The sequence below is a fragment of the Marinithermofilum abyssi genome (assembly GCF_014641195.1).
Classification (GTDB): Bacteria; Bacillota; Bacilli; order Thermoactinomycetales; family DSM-45169; genus Marinithermofilum; species Marinithermofilum abyssi.
Genome location: NZ_BMHQ01000002.1, coordinates 1 through 25,888 on the forward strand (window position 1 = coordinate 1; position 25,888 = coordinate 25,888).

A 25,888-nucleotide genomic window follows, 5' to 3' on the forward strand; every position below is an offset into this window, starting at 1 on the left:
GGGTATTGTTTACCTATCTATGCGACCGTTTAGCCGAGAAGCAAGCGGGAATCCAAACGGTTCAAGCCCCTTGGAATCGTTAAGTCTTCTCCCAGTCTTTTCTTGTTTTGATTTATGCAACAAGCTCGGTATATCATTAAATAATAATAAATATTCTTTTAACTCTACATCATATTCATCTAACTCTACTGCTCTTTTTGCATGAAAAAATGCTGCTTGATAAGCTCCTTCTAAATGACATAGTGGTTGAGAAAGGATTAGAGAAGCAATATAATGTAGCGATGCTTTTTCATTTTCTTTTATCATATCGAATATAAATGTATAAAATAATATGTTCTCCGTCTTAAAGGCTAAATCAATAAAAAAGCTTTCTATTTCATTTTCACTCAATCTGTCTACTACAGATTTAGCCTCTGTAAAATTTAAAGAACTAATTAAGTTTTCCAATTTCCTCATCATCTTGTTTTCACCCACGCATCTAATATTTTAATTGTTCCATCTTTTAACCTTACAAATGTGACATCTACCGTTTGTCCATTAACTTTCATCGATTTCATTCTAACTGTTTTATATGCACTTTCTGTTCCATTCCTCATTACATTTGAAATTACTTTTGATACATCCTCCCAACTGTTTTTATTTTTCACTTCCAAATCCCAAGCATGCTTGTCCTGTAAAATATGATGGATTTTATTACTCCCAAGCTCTGAAACCTCTGAAACAACCTTACCCGTATCCTTAGTTGCAGGATCCTTCTCTGGCATTTAGCCAATCAAGGTTTAGTAAAAAATCCCAACAAAATAACCCTTTTTTAGATGTCTATCTTGTTCTCAATTAAATATTTGTCCCCGACCTTTTCCTTAATCATGGATGTCACTTTCTCGACTTTCTGCATAAATACTTCCTTATCCAATTCTTTAGTAAATCCTTTATACTCAAAGTTAATAGCATTGTCTTCAAATAATGTGTCATAAATACTTTGTATTTCTACAAGCATTTTATCAATTTCTATTTCATTTTTGAGTTCCTTCAACTAAATCATTGTCAACTAGTTCACCTTTGTCATTGTATATCTACATTGGATAACATTTATATTCTAAGAATATCTTAATTTTATCCATATGCCCCACCTCTTATGGTAATGATTTTGGATTAGCTCCTACGATAACTGTAATTGCAACTCGTTGTTTTCGACCGTTGAATACGACCCCATAAATTGGTCTTCCTGTTCCCCGACCTTGATAGCCAACAACTTCCCCCTTACTTAGTGCCTCCATTAACAAATCTGGTGTTTCATTTGATTTTATTCCCTTCACTCATCGAGATAGATAGTTAGTAGTGAAGATTTTATTCAATCTTGAATATTCTCGTATTTTTTATCCATTCGGTTGCATCTCCACATGCAATTAGTACATCATGGTGGTTAAAACATAGTAAATATTCATTGTTCTTATTAGTAACATTAGAACTCAACATTAAACATTTCCGACAGTAGTTTTACTAGATTTTCTCCCCCATCTACTTCATAAGACGATTTTTCATCGGATGGGTTAAACATCAAAATAGCTTGAGAATCTCCAATATATTCAGCAATCCATTTCCAAGCTTCTGGATGTTGTACAGCTATATCGTTATCCAGGTGCTCCCACAACGGAAATAATTTAGTACCGTTAGCGTATTTTCTAGAAAGTTCTCGAAATCTTAATTCTGTATCATGTTCCGATATTTTGGTTACATTGATGTTCATAGAAGCAGCAGCAGACATAATCTGTTCCTCAATATCCCACATATGCATTTCCTCCATTTATCTATTTACAGGTACATCGTCTACCAGTATATGCCCACGTGTGGATCCTCCTCCACCTCTTTCCCCCAGTTTGATAACCAATGTGCGGAACATCTGGACCGTTTTTTGTATGTCCAATATCAATATTGACTTCTGCACCATTTTTAGCTCTCCACTCTACTGGGAATGATTTACCATTAGCGTCTCTTCCCCACTTAGTCACAGTAAATTCTGTTCTCGGTACACCTGTCCTAATAAAAGCTTCATTTAATGCGTCCCTATATGTCTTTCCTGTTCCCCTAAAATCTAAATCAACACCTTCTTTAAATTTATATCCTGTTATTTTACCTAACTCAGTGTTACCTGTACCCTTAGTTGCAGGATCCTTCTCTTTCGGAACATCAGCATCTGTATCAGGGCCACAACCATACCCGGGGAGAGGAGAGAGTGATTCTTTAGTTAAATAAATAATCGCATACGGTGCTGGACTTTGATACCCAAACCATCCACATCTGACTTCTTTTATCTCGTCCCCTTTAAAATAACGGAAGCAATGCTCCCTTTCCCCTTCCAGAAGCACTCAAACGCACAAAGAAGGCGGTAGTAAAAGAGTGCATGCAACAAACAAAACAAAGATATTTAAAACGGGGATGCTCAATGGGGCATCCCCGTTTCTTTCTGCATTTACTTGCTAAAGACACCTGAGGTATTCGCCCATAAAAAGGTCAGTGACAGGTACTGTCAGCGCATGTTTACGAAGTACTACTACATAGGCTAGTTTCTTGTGGTTCTAAGCGTTTGTGACGCTTGTGGAACATGCGCTAAAACGGTTGATGGGCCTTTCAAGATGACCCTAGTATCTTTAGACAGAAGCATGAATTAATAATCAAAAAGCCATCTACTTATAGGAAACACGACTTGAAAAATTCCCTTTTTGGACCCGGAAAAATTAAATATAAGTTCCTTAAAAATGCAAATTTGAAGACCCCTATTTTCTGTAATATCTGTATTTTTATTCGTTACCGGGTTCATTTTTTACCTTTGGCTTCTATTTCACGAAAAACCGACATGTAACCGATGTTGACCGCAATGCAGACACTAAAAAAGAATTCCTATTACCGATCCGTTAGGAGTAAGGCAATTTCGAGCCAATTCTAACGTTGTACTCGCTTAGATCATCTTTCACCTCATTTAAAATGGGTTCGATGTCTTCCCATCCTCCACAAAGGAGCAAAACTCGCCGCAATGACTAAGCCAAACTTCTTGTTGCCAGCCGCGATATCCCGGTGTCCGTAGCGTCAACTCTCAAGGAAGGACTTATCAGCAACCACTTCACAACTACCTGCATCTTGAAACGATCCGTCGAATTTTTTGGCAGCAGCACCATTCTTAATACACCACGGACAGATGACTTCCACATTTTCTAAGGCATAAAAGGGACCGTTATAAACATACGGAGTCCTCATCTGACAGACTTCACAAACCGCTTCTCCGCTATCGTTTGTTTCAAAAGCACCTGTCTTAAATGGATCTGGGTATCGATGTTGACCGCAATGCAAACACCGAAAAAGAAGTCCAATGATCCATCCGTTAGGGGTAGAAAGGCCAAGGATTTCACTCCTTGGCCTTTCTTAGATTTTCTACTGTCCGATATTGCTGATTCCTTCGTTCTTGCGTTCTTCAATCTCTTGCTCTGCTTGCTTCTGATTTTCTTCTGCAATCTTGGTAAGCTTATCGTATTGTTTATCCGAGTAGTTGGAAATCAGTTCAAATCTCCTGTCGATAAGAGCGTCCAGTTTATCATACCCTTCCCCGTACTCGCCACCCTTCAGCTTGTTGTGTTCATTCAAATACCAAAGAGCATTCAATAAACGAGTGTGTTCATCATTATTCTTACCCAAGATTCCGGAAATGGTTTGGTCAGCAATTTGTTCGTAGTCGTGAGCCCACTCTTCTCCTGCTTTGTGTGTTGCCCGATATGCCCAGGATTCCCATTCATCTTTCAAACGCTCATATTCCTTTTTAAGATACTCTTCTAAGTCAGCTTTGCTTTGTACCGTAGCATATGTTCCGCCGCCAGTGTTAGCCACCTGTTGTAAGGCTTGTTGACCGGCATTGTCCACGTCAAACCCGATGATGTTCACCACTGCTTTGATATGGGAATCGTGCAGTTGTTGGGCAGCGGCTACGGGATCGCCGTCACATGTTTCCACCCCATCGCTCACCACATAGACGATATTTTGGGCTTTCCCCTCTTGATCTGAGCGCATAAGATCCTCTTTTGCTGCTTTAATAGAAGAAGCTAAGGGTGTCCACCCGCCGGGTTTGAATTGATTCAAGGCGTTGTCAAACTTTTGAGCATCATAGGGACCCATCGGATACACTTCTTCGGTGCTTTTACAGGACTCCGCTTTGTCCACCTTGCTATTGGTCCCTTTATGACCGTAGACACGAAGGGATACGTTTGCATTTTTCGGAATCTTCTCAGCAAAATCCTGAATAGCTTGCTTGGCTAGGTCCATTTTGACTCCGCCAGGGACTTTCCCTGCCATGCTGCCGCTGGAGTCAAACAGAATGGTGACGTTGACGGGTCTTTCTTTTGGGAGCTCCTTAATCTTCGTTCCCGGTTCGTTCTCATCTACATTGTTGGAAAGGTCGATCTTATTCATTTTCTCAACAACCGATTTGTAGTCCTGGGCTAACAAACGAATCAGCTGATTATACGCTTCTTTGCCGGTTAAATTGTTAGGAAGCTTGTCCAGTTCCTTCTCCACTTTGGCTTTATCGTATTTGTCTCCTGCATATTTGCCGGGGCCCTCCCGTAGCATTCCTTGTAGATCTGTCGCCGCTTCAAATTTCTTCTCATTTTTCGGAGCATCGGCATTGGTTTTCTTTTCCCCGGAACAGCCGGTCAGGATTAACATGGGAACCAAGGCCAATCCTATGTACTTCCGGAATGATTGCAATAAATGACACCTCTTTTCAGTTATTATAGAGAAAAGCCGCTTGGATAGCGGCTTCTCCTTGGGTGGTGACGGTGGTTTTTCCATCAACAATTATAGCATACAACACCCTTTTGTAGACCCCTCTGAACTTGGCTATATTCCAAATATGATCTGGCACAGGAAAATTCTCGGCACGATACATCCCTAGAGCGGCAAACAACACCCATGGACGTTAGCTTGCTGCGTGGTACGCTTATAATCGAATCCTTCATAAAGATAAATTCTATATCGGCTGTATAGAATAACTGCCACGACGCTACTAGATGAGACTGTCAGAGAAATAACAAAGAAGAGCGCTAGGCTCCTCTTTGTTTATGGTGGCCCCTAAAGCTCACCGACCAGTGTCTAAGGTTTTTTTACCGTGCCTTAACACCACCCTCATACAGTTTTACTATGTTCGAAACATCCGTAATCGTATAAGATAGTACTAATCACTGGGAATAAAATCCACCTATATGTGGAAAGAAGGTGAAGCAATGGTTCTGGATCATCGAATTCGTTCCCTGCTTCAAGAAATCGCCCGGCGCGTTGCACCCAAGATCATCCGCCTGCCGCTCAAACAAGCGCGGCGTGCCTTTCATATCGCCAGTAAACAACTGCCAGAAGTACGGCTTCCCCTTCGCCGCATCGAAAACCGAACCCTTTCCGGACCCGGCGGATCCCTTCCTGTCCGGATTTACCATCCCTTCGGGACGCCGCCGTTTCCCGCACTGCTCTATTTACACGGCGGAGGATGGGTCTTTGGCGGTGTGGACACATCTGATGCCATCTGCCGCTTTTTAAGCCATTACGGCCAATGCGTCGTCGTCTCTGTGGATTACCGGCGGGCGCCGGAGCATCCCTTTCCCGCTGCACTGGAAGACGCGTATTTCACCCTCGGATGGGTGTCCCAGAACGAAGAGCTGCTTGAGATTGACTCCACCCGATTGGGAGTAGCCGGAGACAGCGCCGGCGGCAACCTGGCGGCAGGAGTCACCTTGCTGGCACGAGAGCGGGGCGGTCCATCACTTACCTGTCAGGCTTTATTTTACCCTGTGACTCGATATGGTTTTGACACGGAGTCCTACCGCCGGTTTGGCACAGGATACTATTTGACAAAAGAGGAGATGCAATGGTTCTGGAATCATTATCTCCCTAATCCGGGGGACCCGGTTCCATCCCTCGCCTCCCCGTTGGATGCAGAAAGGCTTCACGATTTGCCGCCTGCAATCCTCATAACAGCCGAATACGATCCTTTGCGGGACGAAGGGGAAGCTTATGCCCGCCGCTTAAAAGCAGAAGGTGTTCCCGTACAGTGGAAACGCTATCCGGGAATGGTTCACAGTTTTCTCAATATGTCCGGGCTGGTGGAACAAAGCCGACAAGCCTTGGAGGAAATCGGACAGCAACTTCACCAGATGCTGCGCAAAGCCCCTACCTCTGAGAATACCGATACCTCCATCTCTTGAAACCAGTAAAAAAGCGTCCGTCTTCCAAAGGAAACGGACACTTTTTGCCGGCTCGCTCATTTCAATTTTTTTCGATCCCTGATTTGCACCGCTGCGATGAGGGCGATCAACACCAGGATTCCTCCGAAGGCGAGCCCATCCAACAGGCTGGCCATGCTAAGAACCTCCTTTGTCATGGGTAGATCCTTCCCTCACTATGACATTACCCGGGGCCACACGGGTTCACACGCCTTTTTGCGTTTCGTGGTGTCATAGGTATGCAGAGGGGTTGGTTGTTATGTGAGAACTTTATCAGGAATCGGGCGGTACCCCTAATTACATTTATTACTATTCTTCGTTCTTGTAAATCCATACAGTTCCATATACTTTTGATTTGTTTCGATGCATCTCCAGTACCTTTTTGGGAGTGATTCGTCCGTTTCCGCTTGGACCACTTCATTCCCGAAGATTTGTTCCACTTTCGGCCATACCGGTGTACGGGGGCGCATTTTAACTGGTTGAACCAAACTTTTATAGCAACTATTTCCTGAAGACTAGAGAACCTTTCATGCCATATTCCAGCGGGTTACTTTTTCATCAACCGGACCCGATCGAAAAGCTTTTTTACATCGCTGCTGTCTCCGCTGTTTCCAGCTCCGGCGTCACCGCTTCGGCGTCCAGATCCAGCGGCTCCTTTCTGTGCACTGCCAACAGCAAAACAAAGAGCAGCAGCGCTCCTGCGATCAGCCAAAACAAGCTGCCGCCTCCGACATATTGAATCAACCAACCGCCAGTATAAGGGCCGATCATGCAACCGACGGCAAAATGCGCATTGGCCCAGGCGTTGGCTTCCGGCAAATAACGATGGGGCACCTGATCCGCCATAAAGGCCATCCCGAGGGAATAGAGAGACCCCAACAACCCGCCCAACAACGTGAACAATACCAACAGGGCGGCCGCATTGGCCATAAAGAAGGGAACCACGGCCATCCCCACAGTTCCCAGCAAACACACACTGCCGAGCACTTGTTTACGTCCCCAGCGGTCACTCAACATACCGAGTGGCACCTGGAACAACAAGCTGCCGTATACAAAAGCGGTTAACAGCACAGATACCCAGGCGGGTGACAACCCCTGCCGCAGTCCGTACACCGGAAAGCTTCCGGAAAGCGATGCCTCCAGGAAACCATAAAGAAAAGCGGGACACAGCGCAATAAAAGCCATGCGATACACGGAGAAACCCTTCCTCTTGTGAGCTCCCTCTTCTCTTCCCAAATGAGGCCGGGAGGCGTCCAACACGTTGACAAAAGGAATAATCATACTTAAGATCAGACCCATCACCACAAAAGGAACCCAACTTCCCCAAGGGAGCAGATTGATCCCCAGAGGACCCAGTCCAAAACCGAGCCCATAGGCCAACCCATACTGGGAAATCCGTCTGCCGCGAATGGATTTGGGACACTCTGTGGTGATCCACAGTTGGCTGGCATAATGAAGAAGGCTGTCCCCCGCGCCGATCAGAAAACGCAGCACAAACCAGGCATAAAAGCCCGGCACCAACGGAAACAGCCAGGTGCATACCAGAGTAAGCCCCAGACCGGCACCGATCACTTGGCGGTAACCCCAGCGACGAACCGCTCGACTGCATAAGGGTGCCGCCGTGAGTATCCCCAGATAGAGGGCCGCAGCATTTACCCCATTCCAATTGGAGGAGTAGCCCCGTGCTTCCAATAACGTCGCCAACAGCGGCAACAACAGCCCCTGGGTCATTCCGGCTGCGGCGACCACCGCCAACAACACACGAAACTGTCCTTCCGTCCATACCTTGCTCATCTGTGACCCCCCTTTATCCAACTGGTATCTTTATTTAAACTCGTCTGGTTATGGTTGCTCGGGTATACCCGAAAAACTGCCCTTTTCTCAAGGAAAGCCCGGACGCGGTACGCCCGGGCAAGATTTATTTTCCTTACTTTTCGGTTTCAGGTCAAGCATTTATTACTCTGGCAAAAATGTCAATTGTAGGATAAAGAGCACCATAAACAGATACAACAGCGGGTGGACTTCTTTAAAGCGCCCGCGCACGATTTTCAAGAGCGGATACGTAATAAATCCAAAGGCGATTCCCGTAGCGATACTAAAGGTCAACGGCATGCTCAACATCACGATAAAGGCGGGAAAGGCTTCATCAAAGTCATCCCATGCGATCTTCGACAGCCCGCTCATCATGAAGCAGCCCACAATAATAAGCGTCGGTGCGGTAATGGCGGGAAGGGCGGCGATTTTACTTACCAACGGTTCAAAAAACAAGGTTCCCAACAGCAGCACACTGACGACGACAGCCGTAAAACCGGTTCGTCCACCGGCAGCCACTCCGGCGGAAGATTCGATGTAAGCGCTGGTGGGGCTGGTTCCCATCACTGCACCTGCACTCATCCCCACTGCATCTGCCAGCAAGGCGGGTTTCATCCGGGGGAAGGTGCCGTTTTTCATCAATCCCGCCTGTTCCGCTACGCCGATCATGGTTCCGGTGGTATCAAAGAGGGTTACCAGCAAAAAAGCAAACACCACAGCATATAAACCATGGGAAATCACATCCGGGATCGAAGTGACCGCCACCCCGATGGTCGGCGCCATGCTGGGAGGCATCGTCACCCATTGGGCGGGTAGTTGAAACAAGCCAAAGGCCCAGGCGATGACGGCAGTAGCCAGCATGCCGAAAAACAGCGCCCCGTTTACCCGCAGGGTCATCAGCACCAAGGTAATTAACAGTCCCACCAAGCTTAACACCGTCATGGGATGATGGAAATCGCCCAGACCCACCAGGTTGACCTTATCACCAACAATAATCCCCGCCGATTTCAATCCGATAAAGGCGATAAACAGACCAATCCCCGCGGTAATTCCGAATTTTAGACTGGACGGGATCGCGCGAATTAACCCTTCACGAAACTGGGTGAAAGAGAGGAGTAAAAAGATGATCCCGGCTACCAATACGGCTCCCATCGCCGATTGCCAGCTGATGCCGCTTTGCCCCACTACACTGAAAGCGAAGTAGGCGTTTAGCCCCATTCCGGGGGCAATGGCAATCGGGTAATTGGCAAACAAGCCCATAATCAGCGTACTGATCACAGACGCCAGCACCGTAGCGACAAACACCGCTCCAAAATCCATCCCTGCTTTTTGCAAAATTGCCGGATTGACCACTACGATGTACACCATCGTCAGAAATGTAGTGAAGCCTGCCAGCAATTCCGTACGAAGGTTCGTCTTGTTTTCTGCAAAACGGAAAAACCGATCCATAAAGACCCTCCTCGAGAGAAAAACACGAACATTTTTTGGTCACACCTATAATAATAATCGTTTTTTACCCTGTATACAATGGCCTTTTTTCTTCCAAAGGGAACATCCTTTGTTTTGCTCACGTTCATTTTTCACTATCCTTCCCGGACATATCCCTCTTTTGCCGCGCATAAAAACAAAAAGGGTCCCCTTGGAAGGACACCTTTACTCAAAGCAAAAGGAGAGAGAGAACAGTGAACCGGACAGCAGAATTTATACTGGGATTGATCGGCGGTATTCTCGGCATAGGGGTCGGGTTGTTCTTTATCATCGCAGGCCTGTTCGGCTCGGCTATGGAAACGGAATTAGGCGGAAACATTGAAGGGGTGGAGTTCGTTTTCGGCATAGGTATCATCCTGCTCCTCCTCTCCTTGCTTTCCACCGTCTTTTCCATGCCCTCCATGATCCAAAAAAACCACATGCTGAGCGGGATCATCAACTTGGCCGTCGGGGCTCTCGGTTTCTTCCTGGCAACCATCCTGTGGATCATTCCGGGAATCTTGATGATTATCTCCGGGGGACTTTCCATGCGCAGCCCCAAGCCGGAAATGGCTGTCACCCCATCATCGGCGGCTGACAAGGACTCTACAGAGGCATCGCATGCCGATTCGGGAGAAGAAACGGCGGAAGAAGCGGAAGGAAAAGCGGAAAAGCAAGAGGACTGATAGAACGCCTCCGTCATCGGATCGTAGCGGAGCCGGCAACTGAGCACATAAGATGTGTGCTGAGGCTGCTGACCAGGTTTCTCGGAATGAGCTGAAGAACTCTTTTGCCGCCGGGGACTCTTGACGAGCGACAAAAGAGGGACGAGACAAAAAAGCGGCACATAGCACGACCTGGGAGCAACCAAGGTGTACTCCGTATTGTGCCGCGTCTTATTACATCTCTTGGTACGGACAGTTTGACATCTGTGACCTCGGAATAGGAGTGACGAGCAGAAGGACTCTGCTGGCTGAACAGGTTTGTCCATAAGCAGGTCCGGTGATCGCACCGGACTTGCTACACTTCGCACAGATAGATGCTTTCCGTATAGTGGCGCAAATTCCCTTCCAGTTGACTGCAGAATTGCTGCCATTGTTCCAGATTCGGCCTCTCCCTCGTAAGGAAATCAAGCGGAACCCGTATATTCAATAGCCGGTTCTGAACAATGAACCGAGTAACCCCCGCAGGCATCACTTCCCCGCGCCGCACCGTTTCCTTCACCATGGCCAGTGAAGCGGGTGCATGACGAACCAGAACCCGGCCCTCGGCAGGAGGTTCGGCTTCATCTGTAGGGATTCGGGTGACAGCATGACGGGAGCTGTATGCTTTCACTAACCGCCGCCAAGCTTCCATGCGTTCCTTCTCGGCAGCCCCTGTTGCGGGGTAGATGTACAAGCGGTTGCCGTCCGCCTCCTCCACTTCCGCCAAAAGCGCGGTTTCCTTTTTCTTCAGCGGTGTGATGTGTAGACAGGGATCCTCAAATACCTCCGACATCCAAAAACCTTTGGAAACCTGGTGTACCCAAGACTGCAATATCACTTCCTCCGGGCTGACTACCTGTACAGGGGCTCGTTTGCAGCCCAACGCTTCCAACGTTTTTGTCCGATGGACTCCATCCAAGACCAGGTAGCTTCCGCCGCTGCTTTGCACAGCCAGGAGCGGATGCCGGAGCACTCCCTCATCACGGATCGCGGCACAAGTAGCACTCAGGCGGGAGGGTTCGTGATCTTCGTGTAATTCCAGTTGCCCGATACGGACCAATCGCAAGGAAGATAAAATGTCCATGACCAACTCCTCCTCTAGCGGGGTTCGCAAACAGCGGGATGCTCCAAGTACAAGTGCTCCGGGTGGGGATGACTTAAAAAGTCGTGGTGCGAAATGGACCAACTGTATGCTCCCGTGTATTGGAATAATATGATATCCCCGATCCGCACCCGATCCACCCGAATATCCCGAGCCATCACATCTTTGGGTGTACATAACTGCCCGGTAATGGTGACGGGTTCCCCTTCGAACCCTTTCCGTTCAAATGAATAGGGCCATTTTTCCACGGGTACCACTTCAAAGGGGTGACTGTGCTGCCAAGAAACCGGCAGCCGGAAATGATGGGTACCGCCGCGAACCAACACATAATTCTTGCCGTGATTCCGCTTGATATCCAGCACTTCGCAAGCGTAATAGCCGCATGCCGCCGTTAAATAGCGGCCGCACTCAAAGTCGATGTGGCGCCAATGGGATGGAAAGCCCTCTACCAGCGGCTTTAAGCCTTCCACAAACAGCGGCCAGTCGAACTGAGCGTCCAGATTCTGATAATTGACTCCGATGCCGCCCCCTACATTGACGGCGGTAACCTTCAATCCGTATGCCTCTTCCCAGGCCTCCACCTTTTCCCGGTACATGTTCAGCAGCTGCAAGTGGCTTTGGGCATTCAGCTGGTTGGAGATGGAATGAAAGTGAAAGCCCTGCAAACATATATGAGCCGATGCCCACGCTGTCCGGATCGCTTCGCCGACTTCCTCTTCATTCATCCCGAATTGGGTCGGACGCCCGGCCATGGATAAAGTCGCCGAAGGAAAGGGGCCGCTCAGGTTGACCCGGAGCAAGATGGACACGTTCGCTTGTAATCGCTTCGCAATCTCCTCTATCCGGCGCAGCTCATGCAGACTCTCCACATGAAACCGGGTCACCCGGTGCCGGATCGCACCTTCGATCTCCTGATCCGTTTTACCGGGACCGCCGAAAATCACAGGAATATCGGTGCTGACCGCACGGGCTTTTTCCACTTCTCCGAGGGAAGCCACTTCCAATCCGTCCACAATCGGGGCCAGGGCCTGCAATATTTCGGGCTCTGAATTGGCTTTCATCGCGTAAAACATGCGGCAGCGGTCGGGTAGCGAACGGACCACCGTTTCCACATGATCCCGCAGCCGGTTCATATCGTACAGGTAGGCACAAAGAGGATCCGACCGCTCGTTTTTCAACTGTTGGACTGTTTCCCGGATATTCACCGCGCCTCCTCCTTTTGTCCAGCCGCCGTCTTTTGGAATCCCTCCAGATGGGAACGGATCGCCCGGAAGGAAATGCCGCGCTCCTCTCCCAACACAAACGCGTACACACCGGCCTCACGCCAAGTGTCATAGTCTTCCGGTACCCGGGGAATGGCACAATAGGGTACACCTTGCTGCACCGCCACCTCCTGTACCCGGCGCAACCCTTCTCTGACCTGTTCATGACGGGTCTGCCACGGCACCCCGTAGGATTGTGAAAGATCGGCTGCCCCTTCTAAAACCATATCCACCCCGGGCACGGAGAGGATTTCCTCTGCGTTCCCGACACCTTCCCGGTCTTCAATCATTGGGACGACCATCACTTCTTCGTTGGCACGGCGGATATATTCCGGCAGGGGAAGCGTTCCAAAGCCGGGCACCCGACCCCCATTGAGACTGCGCTCCCCTTCAGGATGGTACCGGGCCGCACGGACCGCTGCTTCTGCCTCTTCCCGACAGCGGACATGGGGTACCACCACTCCCTGGGCCCCGGCATCCAATGCTTGCAAAACCGCGCCGGGGTTGTTTTCCGGCACGCGGACCAGCGGGGTGAGATCCACGCCTTCCGCCGCCCGGATCATATTCTCCAAGGTTTCCGGGTTGACCAATGTGTGCTCTGTATCGATGATGACAAAGTCAAACCCCGCACATCCGATCATCTCAACATGCACCGGGGTGGGGATGGAGCAGAACAGACCGTGTACCGGCTCTTGTTGCCGCAGCTTGGCTTTTAACCGGTTCGTTTTTAACATGAGGCATCCCCTCTTTCTCCGTTCCTATTTGCCAATGCGTTATGCACCGGATGCACCCGAATTTCCGTTTCCGGAAAAAGGCGGCGTTTGGTGAGCTGTTCCACATCGATCACCGGTGCAAACAGGTCAAACAGTTGGAATCGCTCTTCCAAATGACTGAAACGCGCTTGATAGGCGCGAATCACTTCCCGCACCCGATCCCAGAACCGCTCTTCCAAATATCCATAGTGGTCTTGCAGAAACATGGCCAACTCCGTCAAGTTGATAAAGAAAAAGGCATCATGCATAAAGTCGGCCACTTGTTTGGGATCATCGGTTTCGATGAAAGAGTTGCGATTCACCCGAGCGTGGGCTTCCGGCGTGGGAATCAGGTCGGGGCACTGCTCCGGGTGGGTCAGATGTTTCCGCGAAAAACGGATGCCGTCATGGAAATCTTTCAGCGCAACCCGGCGCGGCCATCCTTTTTCATGGATCAGCACCATATTTTGGGCATGAGACTCCATCCCGATTCCATGGGCATATAACAGGTGAATGATCGGGGTGACACTGACATCCAACAACCGCTTCGTCCAGTTTTCTACACCGTAGACTTTCACCCAGGCATCGATCAGCGGGGTGCCGTCCCGGTCCAGGCTGCACACCCCGTTAAAGGGAACGGCCTCTTCCCCGGGTTCCAGATAACGGTGCAAGCTCTCTCGCCAGATGCAGCCCAGCACCCCGTAAGTCCGATCATGCAACGGTCCGGGAGTGGGCGGATCATAGGAAACTCCCATCACTTCCCCGAGGAGAGACAGCTTCATCTCCTCGCGGAGAAACGCATCCCTTTGGACAATGCCTTGGAGCCAATCCGTCACCAGCGCCGCGTTTTGCACGGTATGAGGGGCCAGCACCCGGCCTGTCGAGGTGTTGAGGATGCTGAGGGAAAGCTTCAGATACGGCAGTTCCGGCCGGGTTCCGTTCGCCAGGGTGCGGATCGACTGCTGGGGCAGGTAGCGGTCTGCCGTTTCCCCCAGATAGATCAAGTCTCCTTGTCGGATATCCTCCTGAAAATAGACGGCAATCACTTTTTGCCACTGCCAGGGGTGCACCGGAAGAATCATCATGTCTTCCGGGGATTTCCCCTGTTCCCGGATCCGTTTCAACCACTCGGACAGACAAACTTCTCCCGCTTGTTCCCGGATCAGCTCCATCGGATCCACCTGCCGGGAAGACGTTATCTTTACCCAACGCCGACTCACCGCCACCCACACCGGTGCAATAGGGCGGCGGAACTCGGGACCGTATATTGTATGTTCCTCCGGATCGAAGCCGATGCGAGATTTGTAGGAAGGATGATAGGTATGACCGTCCATAATCTCACCTTCCAGCGCATCGTAGTCCCGGCCTTGCACGGAACGTTGATCCCGGTGGCGCACAAACTGCGCGATGGCATCTTTCAGATGGGTTTCTTCCAGCTCCCGGATAAAGCCTTTCAACCGTTCTTCATCTGCACCCATCTCCTCCCGCAGCTCCAATAAGAAACGGGAAAAGGAGTCGGCTTCCCGAACATCCGCTCCGCTCACCCGTTCCACCGTTCCTGTGAGGCGAATGCGGTCAAAGCTGTAGCGCCTCTTCCCTGTGCACCGGTAGATGACAGGCCGACCGTCCCCGTCTTTGCCATGAAGTTGAAAGAGAAGGCCCTCCTTCACCGTTTCCACGGAAGGGCGCACCACTTTTTCATAGATGAGAGACTCGACCAATTGCCGGAAGATCCGCCGTCGCACCTCTATATATTGGGGAGAATGAATCGCTGCCGTCCAGAGGGGCATCTTTCTGGCTGTTTCTGAACCCGTTGTTTGCATGTTTTCACCTCGCGACTTCTCTGATCGGATTGGGAACCGGAATATAGGAGGGGCGTTCCCCCCGCTCTTGAAAACGGCTGATCAAATTGGCTTTCGCAGGCAGCGCGGGATTCTCCAACAGATCCCGGATATAACGGGAACCCCGCTCGGTGTGCAGCTCCTTCCATTCTGCCAGTGCCTCCCGCACGCCGCTCCACAGCTCCAACTCATCCCGTTGACCGTAATAGGCCAATATATGAATCACATGTCCCAAATGGTTGGTGAGCACATAATATTTCAATCGGCTCCATGCTTCTTCGTCGGAATACAACACCGGACTCCTCTCACTCAGGACACCATAGAAGTCCAACTCTTCCGCCCGTTCCCGGCTGATACTGACGCCTTCCATATCCCGTATATAGACACCGGCGGGCCATCCTTCTTCCAGATGAACCATCGTGTTCTGCACATGAGCTTCCAAACTGATTCCGTCATGGATCCAGACAGCAAGCACCGGTTTGAGAAAACGATCCAGATACCGCCGGAACCATGTTTGCATCAGGGAAGCCGACAAGGGGACGCCTTTTTCTCCTCCCGCGTTCCGCAATGCTTGTATAATGGCCGGTTCCAGGGCTCTTCCCCGCTCCTCCAACAAGGATGCCACCACCATCGCTCCCGCATCCTTTTGGACAAAGGGATGCTCCCGGAACAGGACGGAGAAACTCTCCACCAGCTTTTCTTCTTCCGGGGTACGCGCTTGGATCGTGCGGTATCCTGTTTCCGCCAGCACATGAAAATCAGGGAACTTCCATCCCGTACGCCGATTCATCACCACTCGGCTCGCATCGAGAGAGCGCTGCAGGTGTTCCAACGGATTCACCCGCACAAAGTTGGTGATACGCACATTGATCGGCAGCTTCCATTGCAAGCCATGGTCGGGGTCACAGACGGTTCGTACGGAAGACGTAGGGTACACCGGTTCCCCCAAAGGACCCAGCTCCATGATATCCCCCGCTTCCATCCATTGGCGAAAAGCGGACTGCTTTTTCAGAAACTCTGCTTGCCATGGATGGCAGGGCAGCAGTTGAAAGTGAGCAGCCGTCTCTCCTAACCGGAATCGGGCCCCTTCGCTGACGGAAGCGGGGTACAAGTCGGCGTCTACTAGGAATTCTTCCTTTATCCGATCGGGATGCACCGCAAAATAGTGCAGGCGGAAATCGGCGCCCAACTCCGGTGCATAAAGGGCCAAATCATCGGCAGAAAACCCTTCGGAACTTTTGGGAGTGGGGTGAAAGGGATGGCCGAACAGCAGGGATTGCTCCGACTGCCGGGTCAATACGCGGGGCTTCAGATCCTCCCAAGAGAAGACGGGTTTCCCCTCTTTCAGGTACCGGGCCGTTTTTTGGATGCTGTTCTCCACCTGTTTCAGCAAGGATTCTACGCGAACCCGCGCGAGATCCCCATCCTCTTCCCCTTGCGCCAACTCTTCCAGCAAGATTTTCGCTACATCCGGAAACGGGCTTAACTGCTGCACAGCAGCACCCGGTGAAGATGCCAGCCAGAATCGAATTCCATAATCATGGTGACCGAATGGAGACAGATAGTGAAGCATTCCGAAAATGACCCGCCCGGTCGAGGGCAGATCCACCCGCATCCATTCACCCCAACGGCGAGCTTCCTTCCACACATGGCCGGGCAGGTCCTGAACCACGGGATCCCGGGGCGATACCCTCGGATCGGACACACCCGTTTCCCGAAGATATGTATTGAGCAACCGCCGTACCGCCGCCTGTTCTGCCACAGCCCGGCTGTGCAGCGTTTGGGTCGTATCCGTGTCCATAACGTTCCTCCTCTATCCCTTCATCGTTTATATCGAACATCCGCTGGAGAACGCGAGGCCAGCGAAAGGCCGGTTTCCGGCAGGCGCCACCGAAATGCGGGCGGATGTTTAACCAGCCATGCACCTGCCAAAAACAGCAGTCCCATCACGATACATGTCCATTCCACGCTGAGAGCTCCCCCGGCAACAGCGGCAAGAAATGAACCAAGCACTTGTCCAAAGACGAGAAAGCTGTTGGTCATTCCTATGGAAGCCCCGCGATCTGACGCAGGTGTACGCCGGGTCACCTTGAGAAAAACGGATTGCAGCAGTGCGCTGAAACAAAAGCCCTGTATAAACCGTAACGGAATCAACCAGAGCAATTGTTGCGGAATCACTTGCAACAAAACGGAAACGCCGCACCCGACAGCGGCCCAGAAAAAGTTGTTTTCCAGGGGGGACCGGTCGTTGCGCCGACCCCACCAGGGAGCGCCCAGAATGGTGCCGCCCCAGGTGACGGCCTGCAATACACCCACCCAAGTGGCTGCATAATGGGGAGAACCTGCCAGATCCCGGACCAGCGGTGCAAACACCGCCACCAAGCCAAACACACCGGCCTGCGCGCATACCCCGGCCAACAGAATCCCCCGCAGGGGAACATCGCTCATCAGACGGCCGAACACCTGACGCATCGGTGTCTCCGTCCCCCTCTGCTTCTCCCGCTGTTCCGAAGGACGGGGCTCGACCAACACCGCCGCCGCTAACAAGGCACTCAGTGCCGTTAAACCGCCCATGAGCCAGAACAAGGGACGATATCCCCACCCATCCGCCAGCACACCGCCGATCAAGGGACCGGCGAGAGAACCGGCTGCGGTAGCGCTTTGCAGATTGCCGAACACGCGCCCCCGTTTACCGGCAGGCGCATCTGAACCGGCAAAGGCGGCGGCGGCATCCACCACCCCGCCGCAGGCTCCCTGCAACAGCCGAAACAGGAGGAAATGGACCGGAGTCTGGGCCCAGCCCATCAACCCGATACTGGCCGACAATCCCAGCAAGGCCCGCACCACCATCCACTTCCGTCCCCATTTATCGCCGATCCGCCCCCACACGGGGGAAACTAGAAACAGCGTCAATGCCGGAGCGGCCAGACAAATCCCGGTCCACCACCGGTTCTCGACCGGATCTGTCGCCCCCAGCATTTCCATATAAAAAGGAAGCAGGGGGACGACCACCGTCAATCCGGCAATCGCCACAAACTGACCAAACCACAGCATCCAAAAATTGCGCCGCCATCTCGCTTCGGGTGTCATCAATTACCGCGCCCCCGTTTTCTCTATTGTCATGCGCAGAGGGTTTTGCGTGTTGCCGAGTCCGGAAGGCATGCTGCCGCCCCCCGTTCCCGTCCGTTCCAACAGCGGTCCGATCAACCATTTTGCCGGCCAGCACTCCGCTTGGAAAAGCGTCTGTTTCAAGGTCAAACGAACCTCCGGACGACAGGACAGGCCGGACAACACCCCCGCCGTCACATCCCGGATTTGCCGCCAAAAAACGCTCTCCTCCTCGCCAAACATTCCGGACCAGGCTTCGGCAATCGCATACAGGTTCACCTCAATCCCTAATGTTTGGAAATAAGCCAGCATCTCTTCCGGTGTGGGCAGGATGAGCGTATTGCGAGTCCCCGGCTTCACCGTGTAGCCCGGATCCTTCAGACCTGCCGCTTCCACCCAGGGAACATGAAGGCGCAAGGTATCATGATCCCGCAGCAACAGCTTTTTCGGCTCTCCCTTACGGAAAAGAACCAGGACATTTTGTCCATGCATCTCCGGCATCACGCCATAACAGGCACAGGTAAGCGCAGTCTCTACAAACAACTGACACAGTTCCCGAAAAAGAGGCAGCACCGTCTCCGAATCTGCTTCGTTCCACCAAGATTCCAGCAATGGATTGGGCTCCTGGACATCCCCCACCGCCAATGCAGACATTGGAACCCATATTCCGTCCCCCTTCTCATCCCCATCGGGATACCGGCGCAACTGGCAGGCGAGATGACCCGGTTTGTCGGCAAAGGGATCTCCATCCGGATCCTGAAATGAACACCAGGTGGTTTCATCGCAGAGCAGCAGACGGGATTTCAGTACGGGATCCATCTGGATCAGGTGTTCCAGAAATGCCTGGGCTTTTTCTCCGTTGTCCATATATCGGGGAGGCAGAATCCGCAAGGCTCCGAGGGATCCGATACCTAACGGCAGCTTCAGATGCACATCCTCCCGCTGCTCCGGCACCAGCGTCCGCAGGGAGGATGTGGCCCGGAATCGGCCCACATCCTTTGCCACGGGACGAACCACACCCCGTTGCAGCTCATCGGCATAGACTTTTGGCAACACATGCTCCATTTGCCAGGGGTGCACCGGCAACAAGGCAAAGTCGGATCCTGCCCCGACTTCCCGGGCTGCATTCAACAGCCGCTGCCGATCCGCTCCCTTCAACAGCAAATCCGCAAATACCGCCGGATCCTCCCCTCCTCCTTGTCGGAGAAAGCGTCGATCCACCGCAACCCAATCCACCCCGAAAGGTTGCCCGAACTCCGGACTGTATCGGCGGTAGTCCTCATCGCTCCACCCGGTTTTCGCACGGGAAGTCGGGTGGAAAGGCCGATCGCGGAACGAGGCGATCCGCTCCAAAGACGGCAAGGAAAAAAGGTCATCTCCCGTATGTGAAAAGGTTCGCTTTCCTTCCCTGGACAAAGCCGTATGGCGAACGGCTGTCTCCAATTCTTTCACAAACCCGTCCCAACCAGGGAACTGCTCGATTCTCTCCTGCGGGAGAATGGAACGCAGCCAGTTCATCACCTCGACCGCATGGATTTCCGTATGTTCCCAGCAGCCCGGTTCATTTTGCCATGCCTTCCACACAGGCAGACGAGTCAGACGGACGGGTTGCAGCTTTTTCTGCAGGCATACCCGGAAGAACAGGCCCTCTTGCCCCGAAGGATGCAGAAGCTGAAACCACGCTTCTCCATCCGCCAGAGGAGCTTCGGTCAAGTTCAGGCCTTGGGGCAGGCGGGAAGCCAGTATCCCTCTCTCGCGGATCCCACCCACATTCTCAAATAAGAGGGCGTTGATAAAATCATAGTTGACTTGTTGCTGAGCCCATTTCCTATCGGATATGTGATTATGATTCGGATCGATAAGGGAAGTTCCCCGTTGTTCGCTCATGTGTATACACCCCGGTGAATCATTGGCTGAATAAGTTGGAGATCCTTATCCATACAAGCTGAGCTGTGTTCCTTTTCCTTGCATCAAGGCTCTTTCATAGATCGCCTGGGCACAGGAGATATCCTCGACAGCCATGCCCATCGGATTAAGCAGGATGATTTCCTCTTCTGATTCACGCCCCGGTTTGTCTCCCAACACGATTTCGCCCAATTCCGCATGCAGCTGTTCCCGGGAAAAGCGTCCTTCCAGCACCAATTGGTGAATCACTTTTTTCTCCCGATTGCTTTGATCCCAATCATCGACGATCACTTTATCTGCTTTCAGGAAGACTTCCTTATGGACATCCATGATCGAGACGTTGCTGACAAAAGCCCCTTTCTGCAACCATTCGAACGGGATATACGGCTGATCCGTCACCGTACAAGTGATTACCACTTCCCCCTTCCTTACCGCCTCTGCAGGGGAATCCGCCACCTGTACCTTCACCCCGGAAAAGCGTTCAGTCAAGGTGGTTGCCAGCCGCTCCGCCGATTCCCGGTTCAAGTCAAACAGATGAATGGTGTCCGCCTGGGGAAACTGCTCCAGCATGGACGTCAGTTGCATCCGGGCAATAACGCCGCAGCCCACACAGGCAATATGGCGGAAATTCTCTTTAGCCAGGTGTTGGGCCGCGACCACCGTCACGGCAGCGGTTCGCATCCCGCTGATCAGGCTGCCTTCCATCACCGCCACGGGATAGTTCGTCTCCGGATCGTTTAACACGACTAGGGCACTGGCACGAGCCATTCCCCGCTTTGTCGGATTGTCATGTTTGCTGCCGACCCATTTTAGCCCCGACATGGGAGAATCTCCGCCCAAATGTGCGGGCATGGCGATGATCCGGTCCGCGATGTGGCCCTCTTTTCCCTGAGCCCGAAGATACGGCTTCAGCGGCTGGACCGTTTGCTTTTGTGCGTGCAGGGACAATGCCCGCCGAATCGCATCGACGTAAAGATCGGAGGTATCTCCCCCCACATCGATGATATCTTGCTGGCTGAGATATAACAGGGAAGGTGTTGCCGTCGTTTGTTCGCTCATGTTTCGTCCTCTCCTCGTTCTTTTCTGTTTGCTGTGTCTCCCATCTCGTCCTGACTGCTGTCCGACTTAGCTCCCGACCTTCAGAGCCTCCAACTCTTCCGGGACGGGATCCAACCCGGCCACCCAATCATCGTCATACACCATATCCAAATAACGGTCACCCCGGTCCGGGAACAACGTCAAAATCCGGCACGGCTTGGGAAGCTTGGGCAACGTCTTTTGAATCGCAGCCACCACGGAACCGGATGAACCACCGGCAAAGATTCCTTCCTGGTTTAAGAGGTCACGGCAGCCCTGTACCGCTTCCCGATCATGCACATAAATGACATCGTCAATTTCGGCGGGGTTCAACAGTTCCGGCACCCTACTGGATCCGATGCCGGGAAGCTCCCGCTTCCCCGGTTTTCCACCGAAAATGACCGAACCGACCGCATCGACAGCGATCACCCGAATATGGGGAAAACGTTCCCGCAACCGTCGTGCACAGCCCAAGATACTGCCCGAGGTACTGACTGCTGCAAAGAAGTAATCCACCGGCCGATCCAACTGTTCCACCATTTCTTTGGCCGTTCCGTAATAGTGAGCCTGCCAGTTCAGATCATTGGCATACTGATTGATCCACACACTATTGGGAATGGTATGTATCAGTTCCTTCACCCGACGAATCCGCGTTTTAAGATATCCACCTTGGTCGTCAGGCTCTTGAACAATTTCCACATGAGCCCCCAACTTGCGCAAAATATTGACATTGGTCTGCGTGGTCTTCGGGTCCACCACACAGGTAAAACGCAACCCGTACACCCGTGCCACCATCGCAATCGCTACACCCAAGTTTCCAGAGCTGCTTTCCACCAGGTGTGCATCAGGCGGAATCGTTCCGTCCTTCATACCCTGTTCAATGATATAGCGAGCCGGCCGATCTTTCATGCTGCCGCCGGGATTCATCAACTCCAATTTGGCAATCACTTCTGCATCATCTGTGGGAAACAACCGTTGTAATGACACTAGGGGAGTGTTACCGACACAATCCACTACGGAGTTTCGAACGCCTTCCAACGGTTGTACAGCACGTTGCTCAGGCAACTATATTCCCTCGCTTCCTTGATAATGAGAATTATTATCAGCTCTTTATCACTGTAATTGATAATCATTTTCATGTCAATCCCTTATACCACAAAACTTTTTTTATTTATCAAAACCTTTACAGACCATTAACCTGTCCTTAGTACTGGCTCGATACAGTGATATCAGCGGTAACCCCCTTTACCGTATCCAACATAACAAGCTCATCTTCCCCGGCCTCGGAAGATGAGCTCACTTTTCCAAAAACCTCTGTTTTTGCTTTCCTTTCTTTATTTCTCTCCCTTCCTTTATTTGTACCCACCGACAGGGTTCGTCGAGACATATTGAAAGCGTTCACAAACGGTTTCTCGAAATGATATAATGATTGCGACAATATCGCGGGGGGATCGATATGTATCACATCACCGTTTACGACAACGAAGGGAAAAAATTGTTGGACGAACCGCTCCAAGCCCAAACCGATCACGAGGCAAAGGCAAAAGGACGCCAATTGCTTCTGGACAAAGAATATCAAGCATATCCCTTCCGTATCTTCCACACATCCGGACGGTTGGTGGAGTTTCTCAGCCACAAGGGAAAAAAGGCGACAGAAAAGCAGGCCTGAACCGGCTTGCTTTCTTCTTGAGAAGGCTTTTTTCTCTCTCTAATGACAGAAGAGCTCGATAGAAAGCGTACCGCCACCAAAAGGCGACCGATTGGTAAAATCCCTCTTCGATTCCGAAATGGACTCTCCTTGCCAATGGGCTTTGAGGTGAAAAGTATGCTTGGTGGATATCATATCGACTCCTTTCTCTTTGTTCATGATACCTGAAGATAGAAAGCCCCGTCTTTGTGACGGGGCGGAACGTTACAACTTCACTTGTATTCTTTCAGCCGATTTGAATCAAGTAGTCGGACATACGGATCGTCGGGCCGCAGGCCGCCCATTTAACTCCTTCTTTTGTAACATAACGGATCTGAATAAAAAGAACAACCGAATACCCGGTTGTTCAGCTTCATGTCAAACCTCTTGTTACCAAAAGCCCTTTTTCCAGCCTGGTTAGCCTGTCAAGCCCTTGATAAATACAGCGCAGCGTTCCTTGATCAACTCTTTGTCATGATCCAAAGTAGCTACATGATAGGATTCGGGGAGCTCTACCAATTCCTTGCGGGCAGCCGCTGTATAATCAAAGATATAGTGGGCGTTGTCAGGCGGTACGACATGATCTTCCGGAGAGACAAACACCAGTGTCGGGCAAGTGATCGCAGGCACTTTTTCTTTGGTTTCCGCCATGAAGCGGACCAATTCCCGAATGGAGCGAAGGGGGGTTTTTTCGTAGGCCAACTCCTGAACGCCTTCTTTTTTTATATCGGATCCGATCGCATCCAAAAAGCGAGGTTCTTCCTGTTTAGCCACTTCTTCCAATGCTTCCATGAACAATGCGGGATTGATCAAGGCAATCCCTTTGGTTTCCGGATATTTGTGAGCCAAGTGAAGTGCCAGGGTACCGCCCATGGATAGGCCGACGACAAAAATCTGGGAACATTTTTCGCGCAGCATCAGATACCCGGCCTCAGCCGAAGCGATCCAATCGTGATAGGTGGTAGACTCCATCTCCTCATAGTGAGTGCCGTGTCCTTTTAACCGGGGCCCATATACCGTATACCCGCATCCGGCCAGATGCTCTCCCAACTCCCGCATGCTCTGTGTCGTTCCCGTAAAGCCGTGCTGCACCAACACTCCCACATCACTTCCCGGAAAATAGAAAGGCTCCGCCTCCGGCATCACGTGATACGTTTTGATGGATTCACTCATTTCCGATCCCCCCATCGGAATTTTCCAATGATATTTGTACCCATTCGCCCTTATCATCGGAAACCCTGCAAAAACACTGAAGATGATGCCCGGGAAATTCCGGGTGCATCACCATGGATACAATTGACCGAACTTTGTCTTCAGATACCGAACATAAGGTTCAATGGACAATGATTGCCCCGTCGCTTTTTGAACCAGCTCTTCCGGAGTATATTTGCTCCCGTGCCGGTACACATTTTCTTTGAGCCAATGGTGGAGGGTGTAAAAGTTCCCCTGTCGCATTTCCGCCGGAATCTCCGGGTGAGCATTTCGTGCGGCATCATAGAATTGGGCACTCAAAATATTGCCCAAAGTATATCCCTGGAACACGCCGCCGATGGTAGCCACATACCAGTGGACATCCTGGAGTACCCCGTCCCGGTCATCCGGCGGGGCAATGCCCAAATCCGTCCGGTACCGCTCCCGCCACGCTTCCGGCAAATCTTTCACCGCCAGTTTTCCTTCCAGAAGAGCCAACTCCAGATCGAAACGGATCATCACGTGCAGGTTGTACGTCAGTTCGTCTGCGTCGGTGCGAATCAGCGAAGGTTCCACCTTGTTGATCGCCCGGTAAAAAGAATCCAGAGAAACAGGGTTGAGCTGGTCCGGAAACACCGCCTGCAATTTGGGGTAAAAATACTCCCAAAACTCCCGGCTGCGGCCAACGAGATTTTCCCACAAACGAGACTGGCTTTCATGAATGCCGGAGGAAGCACCCTGTGCCAATGGTGTGCCTTCGTATTCCGGATGAATCCCCTGTTCATACATGGCATGTCCCGCTTCATGGATGGTGCTGAACAATGCCTCTCCCAGTTCATTTTCTTTCACCCGGGTCGTAATCCGTACATCTCCAAGAGAGAACTTGGTCATAAAGGGATGGTGAGTCTTATCCTGACGTCCCCGCTTAAAGTCGTATCCCAGCTGTCGGATCACATCCAAACCGAACTGCCATTGCTTTTCCTCAGGGAAGTGCTGTTTCAACACTTGATCCTCCACAGGATCCTGTTCCGTTACCGCCTTAACCAGAGGAACCAGTTGTTCCCGCAGCTCACTAAACAGGCTGCGGATCGTGGATGCCTTCATTCCTTCATCTTCGAAGTCGATCAAGGGATCGGCAATATGTACATATCCCGGAAAATAGTCCGCCAATTGCCGGCTCATTTCCAAGGTTTTCTCCAATAATGGCGCCACTTTGGCAAAATCGTTCGCCGGGCGGGCTTCTGTCCATACCTGGTACGTTTTTGCCTGATGGCTGATCAGTTCACCCATAAAGGCAGAAGGCACCCGATTCGCTTTTTCAAACTTGCGCTGTGCTGCGCGGATCAATCCCGCCTCGTCGGAATCATAGGGCAAGCTCTCCCCGTAAGGAACCAACGCCTCCAACAAGCGGCCCATCCGCGGTTGCACCATTTTTTCGTGCGCTAATCGCTCCATCACCGCCATCTGACGTGCCCGCGCTTCCGCTCCGCCGGGCGGCATGTAGGTGGACTGATCCCAGTTCAACAACATGATGATGCATTCCAGATCATATACTTCACGGAGCAGTTCTTTTAGTTCCCGCAGCTTCTCTTCCACAGAAAACTCCCCTCTCCCATGCAATAGATATGTTTCTGCCGCTGCTTTCATCCTATCGCTCTTTTCCGTGCCGTACAACCTGAGCGAACAATTTTTTCTCAAAATTGGGTCATATAGCAAACATCTT

Annotated in this window: 23 protein-coding genes; 3 read left to right on the plus strand and 20 right to left on the minus strand. The window is 51.2% G+C overall.

Annotation, left to right across the window (positions count from 1 at the left end):
* Positions 1-9 precede the first annotated feature (9 nt).
* The 7 genes from IEW70_RS02170 to IEW70_RS02195 all read right to left on the minus strand — a co-directional run bounded on the left by IEW70_RS02170 (position 10) and on the right by IEW70_RS02195 (position 4,752).
* The gene (locus IEW70_RS02170; RefSeq protein ID WP_188646310.1) at positions 10-459 is read right to left on the minus strand and encodes a hypothetical protein; all 450 of its coding nucleotides are present in this window, start codon (positions 457-459) and stop codon (positions 10-12) included.
* Entirely contained in the window at positions 456-764 is a 309-nt protein-coding gene (locus tag IEW70_RS02175) for a polymorphic toxin type 35 domain-containing protein (RefSeq protein WP_188646311.1), read from the minus strand. Before IEW70_RS02175 ends, IEW70_RS02170 begins: the two co-directional genes overlap by 4 nt.
* Positions 765-1,462: 698 nt before the next feature.
* The gene (locus tag IEW70_RS02180) at positions 1,463-1,789 is read right to left on the minus strand and encodes a hypothetical protein (RefSeq protein WP_229751759.1); all 327 of its coding nucleotides are present in this window, start codon (positions 1,787-1,789) and stop codon (positions 1,463-1,465) included.
* A gap of 19 nt (positions 1,790-1,808) precedes the next feature.
* Positions 1,809-2,366, minus strand: a complete 558-nt coding sequence (locus IEW70_RS17705; RefSeq protein WP_229751760.1) for a polymorphic toxin type 47 domain-containing protein — start codon at positions 2,364-2,366, stop codon at positions 1,809-1,811.
* A gap of 611 nt (positions 2,367-2,977) precedes the next feature.
* Positions 2,978-3,088, minus strand: a complete 111-nt coding sequence (locus IEW70_RS18255; RefSeq protein WP_308423119.1) for a CbrC family protein — start codon at positions 3,086-3,088, stop codon at positions 2,978-2,980.
* A complete protein-coding gene (locus tag IEW70_RS02190; protein ID WP_268234811.1) occupies positions 3,085-3,345 on the minus strand; it encodes a CbrC family protein in 261 nt (86 codons plus the stop codon). The genes IEW70_RS18255 and IEW70_RS02190 overlap by 4 nt, the downstream gene beginning before the upstream one ends.
* 81 nt (positions 3,346-3,426) lie before the next feature.
* Entirely contained in the window at positions 3,427-4,752 is a 1,326-nt protein-coding gene (locus tag IEW70_RS02195) for a VWA domain-containing protein (RefSeq protein ID WP_188646312.1), read from the minus strand.
* Between the two features lie 515 nt (positions 4,753-5,267).
* Between IEW70_RS02195 and lipP1 the strand changes: the two genes are divergently transcribed.
* A complete protein-coding gene (gene lipP1 / locus IEW70_RS02200; RefSeq protein WP_188646313.1) occupies positions 5,268-6,239 on the plus strand; it encodes a LipP1 family hormone-sensitive lipase in 972 nt (323 codons plus the stop codon).
* 603 nt (positions 6,240-6,842) lie between these two features.
* On the opposite strand, the gene IEW70_RS02205 is transcribed toward lipP1, so the two are convergent.
* Entirely contained in the window at positions 6,843-8,051 is a 1,209-nt protein-coding gene (locus IEW70_RS02205) for an MFS transporter (RefSeq protein WP_188646314.1), read from the minus strand.
* Positions 8,052-8,213: 162 nt separating this feature from the next.
* A complete protein-coding gene (locus tag IEW70_RS02210) occupies positions 8,214-9,518 on the minus strand; it encodes an NCS2 family permease (protein ID WP_188646315.1) in 1,305 nt (434 codons plus the stop codon).
* Positions 9,519-9,751: 233 nt separating this feature from the next.
* Between IEW70_RS02210 and IEW70_RS02215 the strand changes: the two genes are divergently transcribed.
* The gene (locus tag IEW70_RS02215) at positions 9,752-10,222 is read left to right on the plus strand and encodes a hypothetical protein (RefSeq protein WP_188646316.1); all 471 of its coding nucleotides are present in this window, start codon (positions 9,752-9,754) and stop codon (positions 10,220-10,222) included.
* A 334-nt stretch (positions 10,223-10,556) separates the two neighbouring features.
* Here IEW70_RS02215 and IEW70_RS02220 read toward each other — a convergent pair whose 3' ends face one another.
* From IEW70_RS02220 to sbnA, 9 genes are all read right to left on the minus strand, one after another.
* The gene (locus IEW70_RS02220; RefSeq protein ID WP_188646317.1) at positions 10,557-11,324 is read right to left on the minus strand and encodes a ParB N-terminal domain-containing protein; all 768 of its coding nucleotides are present in this window, start codon (positions 11,322-11,324) and stop codon (positions 10,557-10,559) included.
* Between the two features lie 14 nt (positions 11,325-11,338).
* Complete coding sequence (locus tag IEW70_RS02225; protein ID WP_229751761.1) at positions 11,339-12,547, minus strand: type III PLP-dependent enzyme; 1,209 nt, start codon at positions 12,545-12,547, stop codon at positions 11,339-11,341.
* Positions 12,544-13,338, minus strand: coding sequence for an HpcH/HpaI aldolase family protein (locus tag IEW70_RS02230; protein WP_188646318.1), 795 nt, complete (start codon positions 13,336-13,338; stop codon positions 12,544-12,546). Before IEW70_RS02230 ends, IEW70_RS02225 begins: the two co-directional genes overlap by 4 nt.
* Entirely contained in the window at positions 13,332-15,179 is a 1,848-nt protein-coding gene (locus IEW70_RS02235) for an IucA/IucC family protein (RefSeq protein WP_188646319.1), read from the minus strand. The genes IEW70_RS02230 and IEW70_RS02235 overlap by 7 nt, the downstream gene beginning before the upstream one ends.
* 4 nt (positions 15,180-15,183) lie before the next feature.
* Positions 15,184-16,998: an IucA/IucC family protein gene (locus IEW70_RS02240; RefSeq protein ID WP_188646320.1), complete on the minus strand. Its 1,815-nt coding sequence runs from the start codon at positions 16,996-16,998 to the stop codon at positions 15,184-15,186.
* A gap of 20 nt (positions 16,999-17,018) precedes the next feature.
* Complete coding sequence (locus IEW70_RS02245) at positions 17,019-18,287, minus strand: MFS transporter (RefSeq protein WP_229751813.1); 1,269 nt, start codon at positions 18,285-18,287, stop codon at positions 17,019-17,021.
* A 3-nt stretch (positions 18,288-18,290) separates the two neighbouring features.
* Positions 18,291-20,192: an IucA/IucC family protein gene (locus IEW70_RS02250; protein ID WP_188646322.1), complete on the minus strand. Its 1,902-nt coding sequence runs from the start codon at positions 20,190-20,192 to the stop codon at positions 18,291-18,293.
* Positions 20,193-20,237: 45 nt separating this feature from the next.
* Positions 20,238-21,269, minus strand: a complete 1,032-nt coding sequence (gene sbnB / locus IEW70_RS02255) for a 2,3-diaminopropionate biosynthesis protein SbnB (protein WP_188646323.1) — start codon at positions 21,267-21,269, stop codon at positions 20,238-20,240.
* 66 nt (positions 21,270-21,335) lie between these two features.
* A complete protein-coding gene (sbnA, locus tag IEW70_RS02260; protein ID WP_229751762.1) occupies positions 21,336-22,352 on the minus strand; it encodes a 2,3-diaminopropionate biosynthesis protein SbnA in 1,017 nt (338 codons plus the stop codon).
* Between the two features lie 391 nt (positions 22,353-22,743).
* Between sbnA and IEW70_RS02265 the strand changes: the two genes are divergently transcribed.
* Positions 22,744-22,956, plus strand: a complete 213-nt coding sequence (locus tag IEW70_RS02265) for a YhzD family protein (RefSeq protein WP_229751763.1) — start codon at positions 22,744-22,746, stop codon at positions 22,954-22,956.
* A gap of 435 nt (positions 22,957-23,391) precedes the next feature.
* Here IEW70_RS02265 and IEW70_RS02270 read toward each other — a convergent pair whose 3' ends face one another.
* Positions 23,392-24,147 (minus strand): alpha/beta hydrolase, encoded by a 756-nt coding sequence (locus IEW70_RS02270; RefSeq protein WP_188646324.1) that lies wholly within the window; start codon positions 24,145-24,147, stop codon positions 23,392-23,394.
* A gap of 108 nt (positions 24,148-24,255) precedes the next feature.
* Complete coding sequence (locus IEW70_RS02275) at positions 24,256-25,812, minus strand: carboxypeptidase M32 (RefSeq protein WP_188646325.1); 1,557 nt, start codon at positions 25,810-25,812, stop codon at positions 24,256-24,258.
* Positions 25,813-25,888 lie beyond the last annotated feature (76 nt).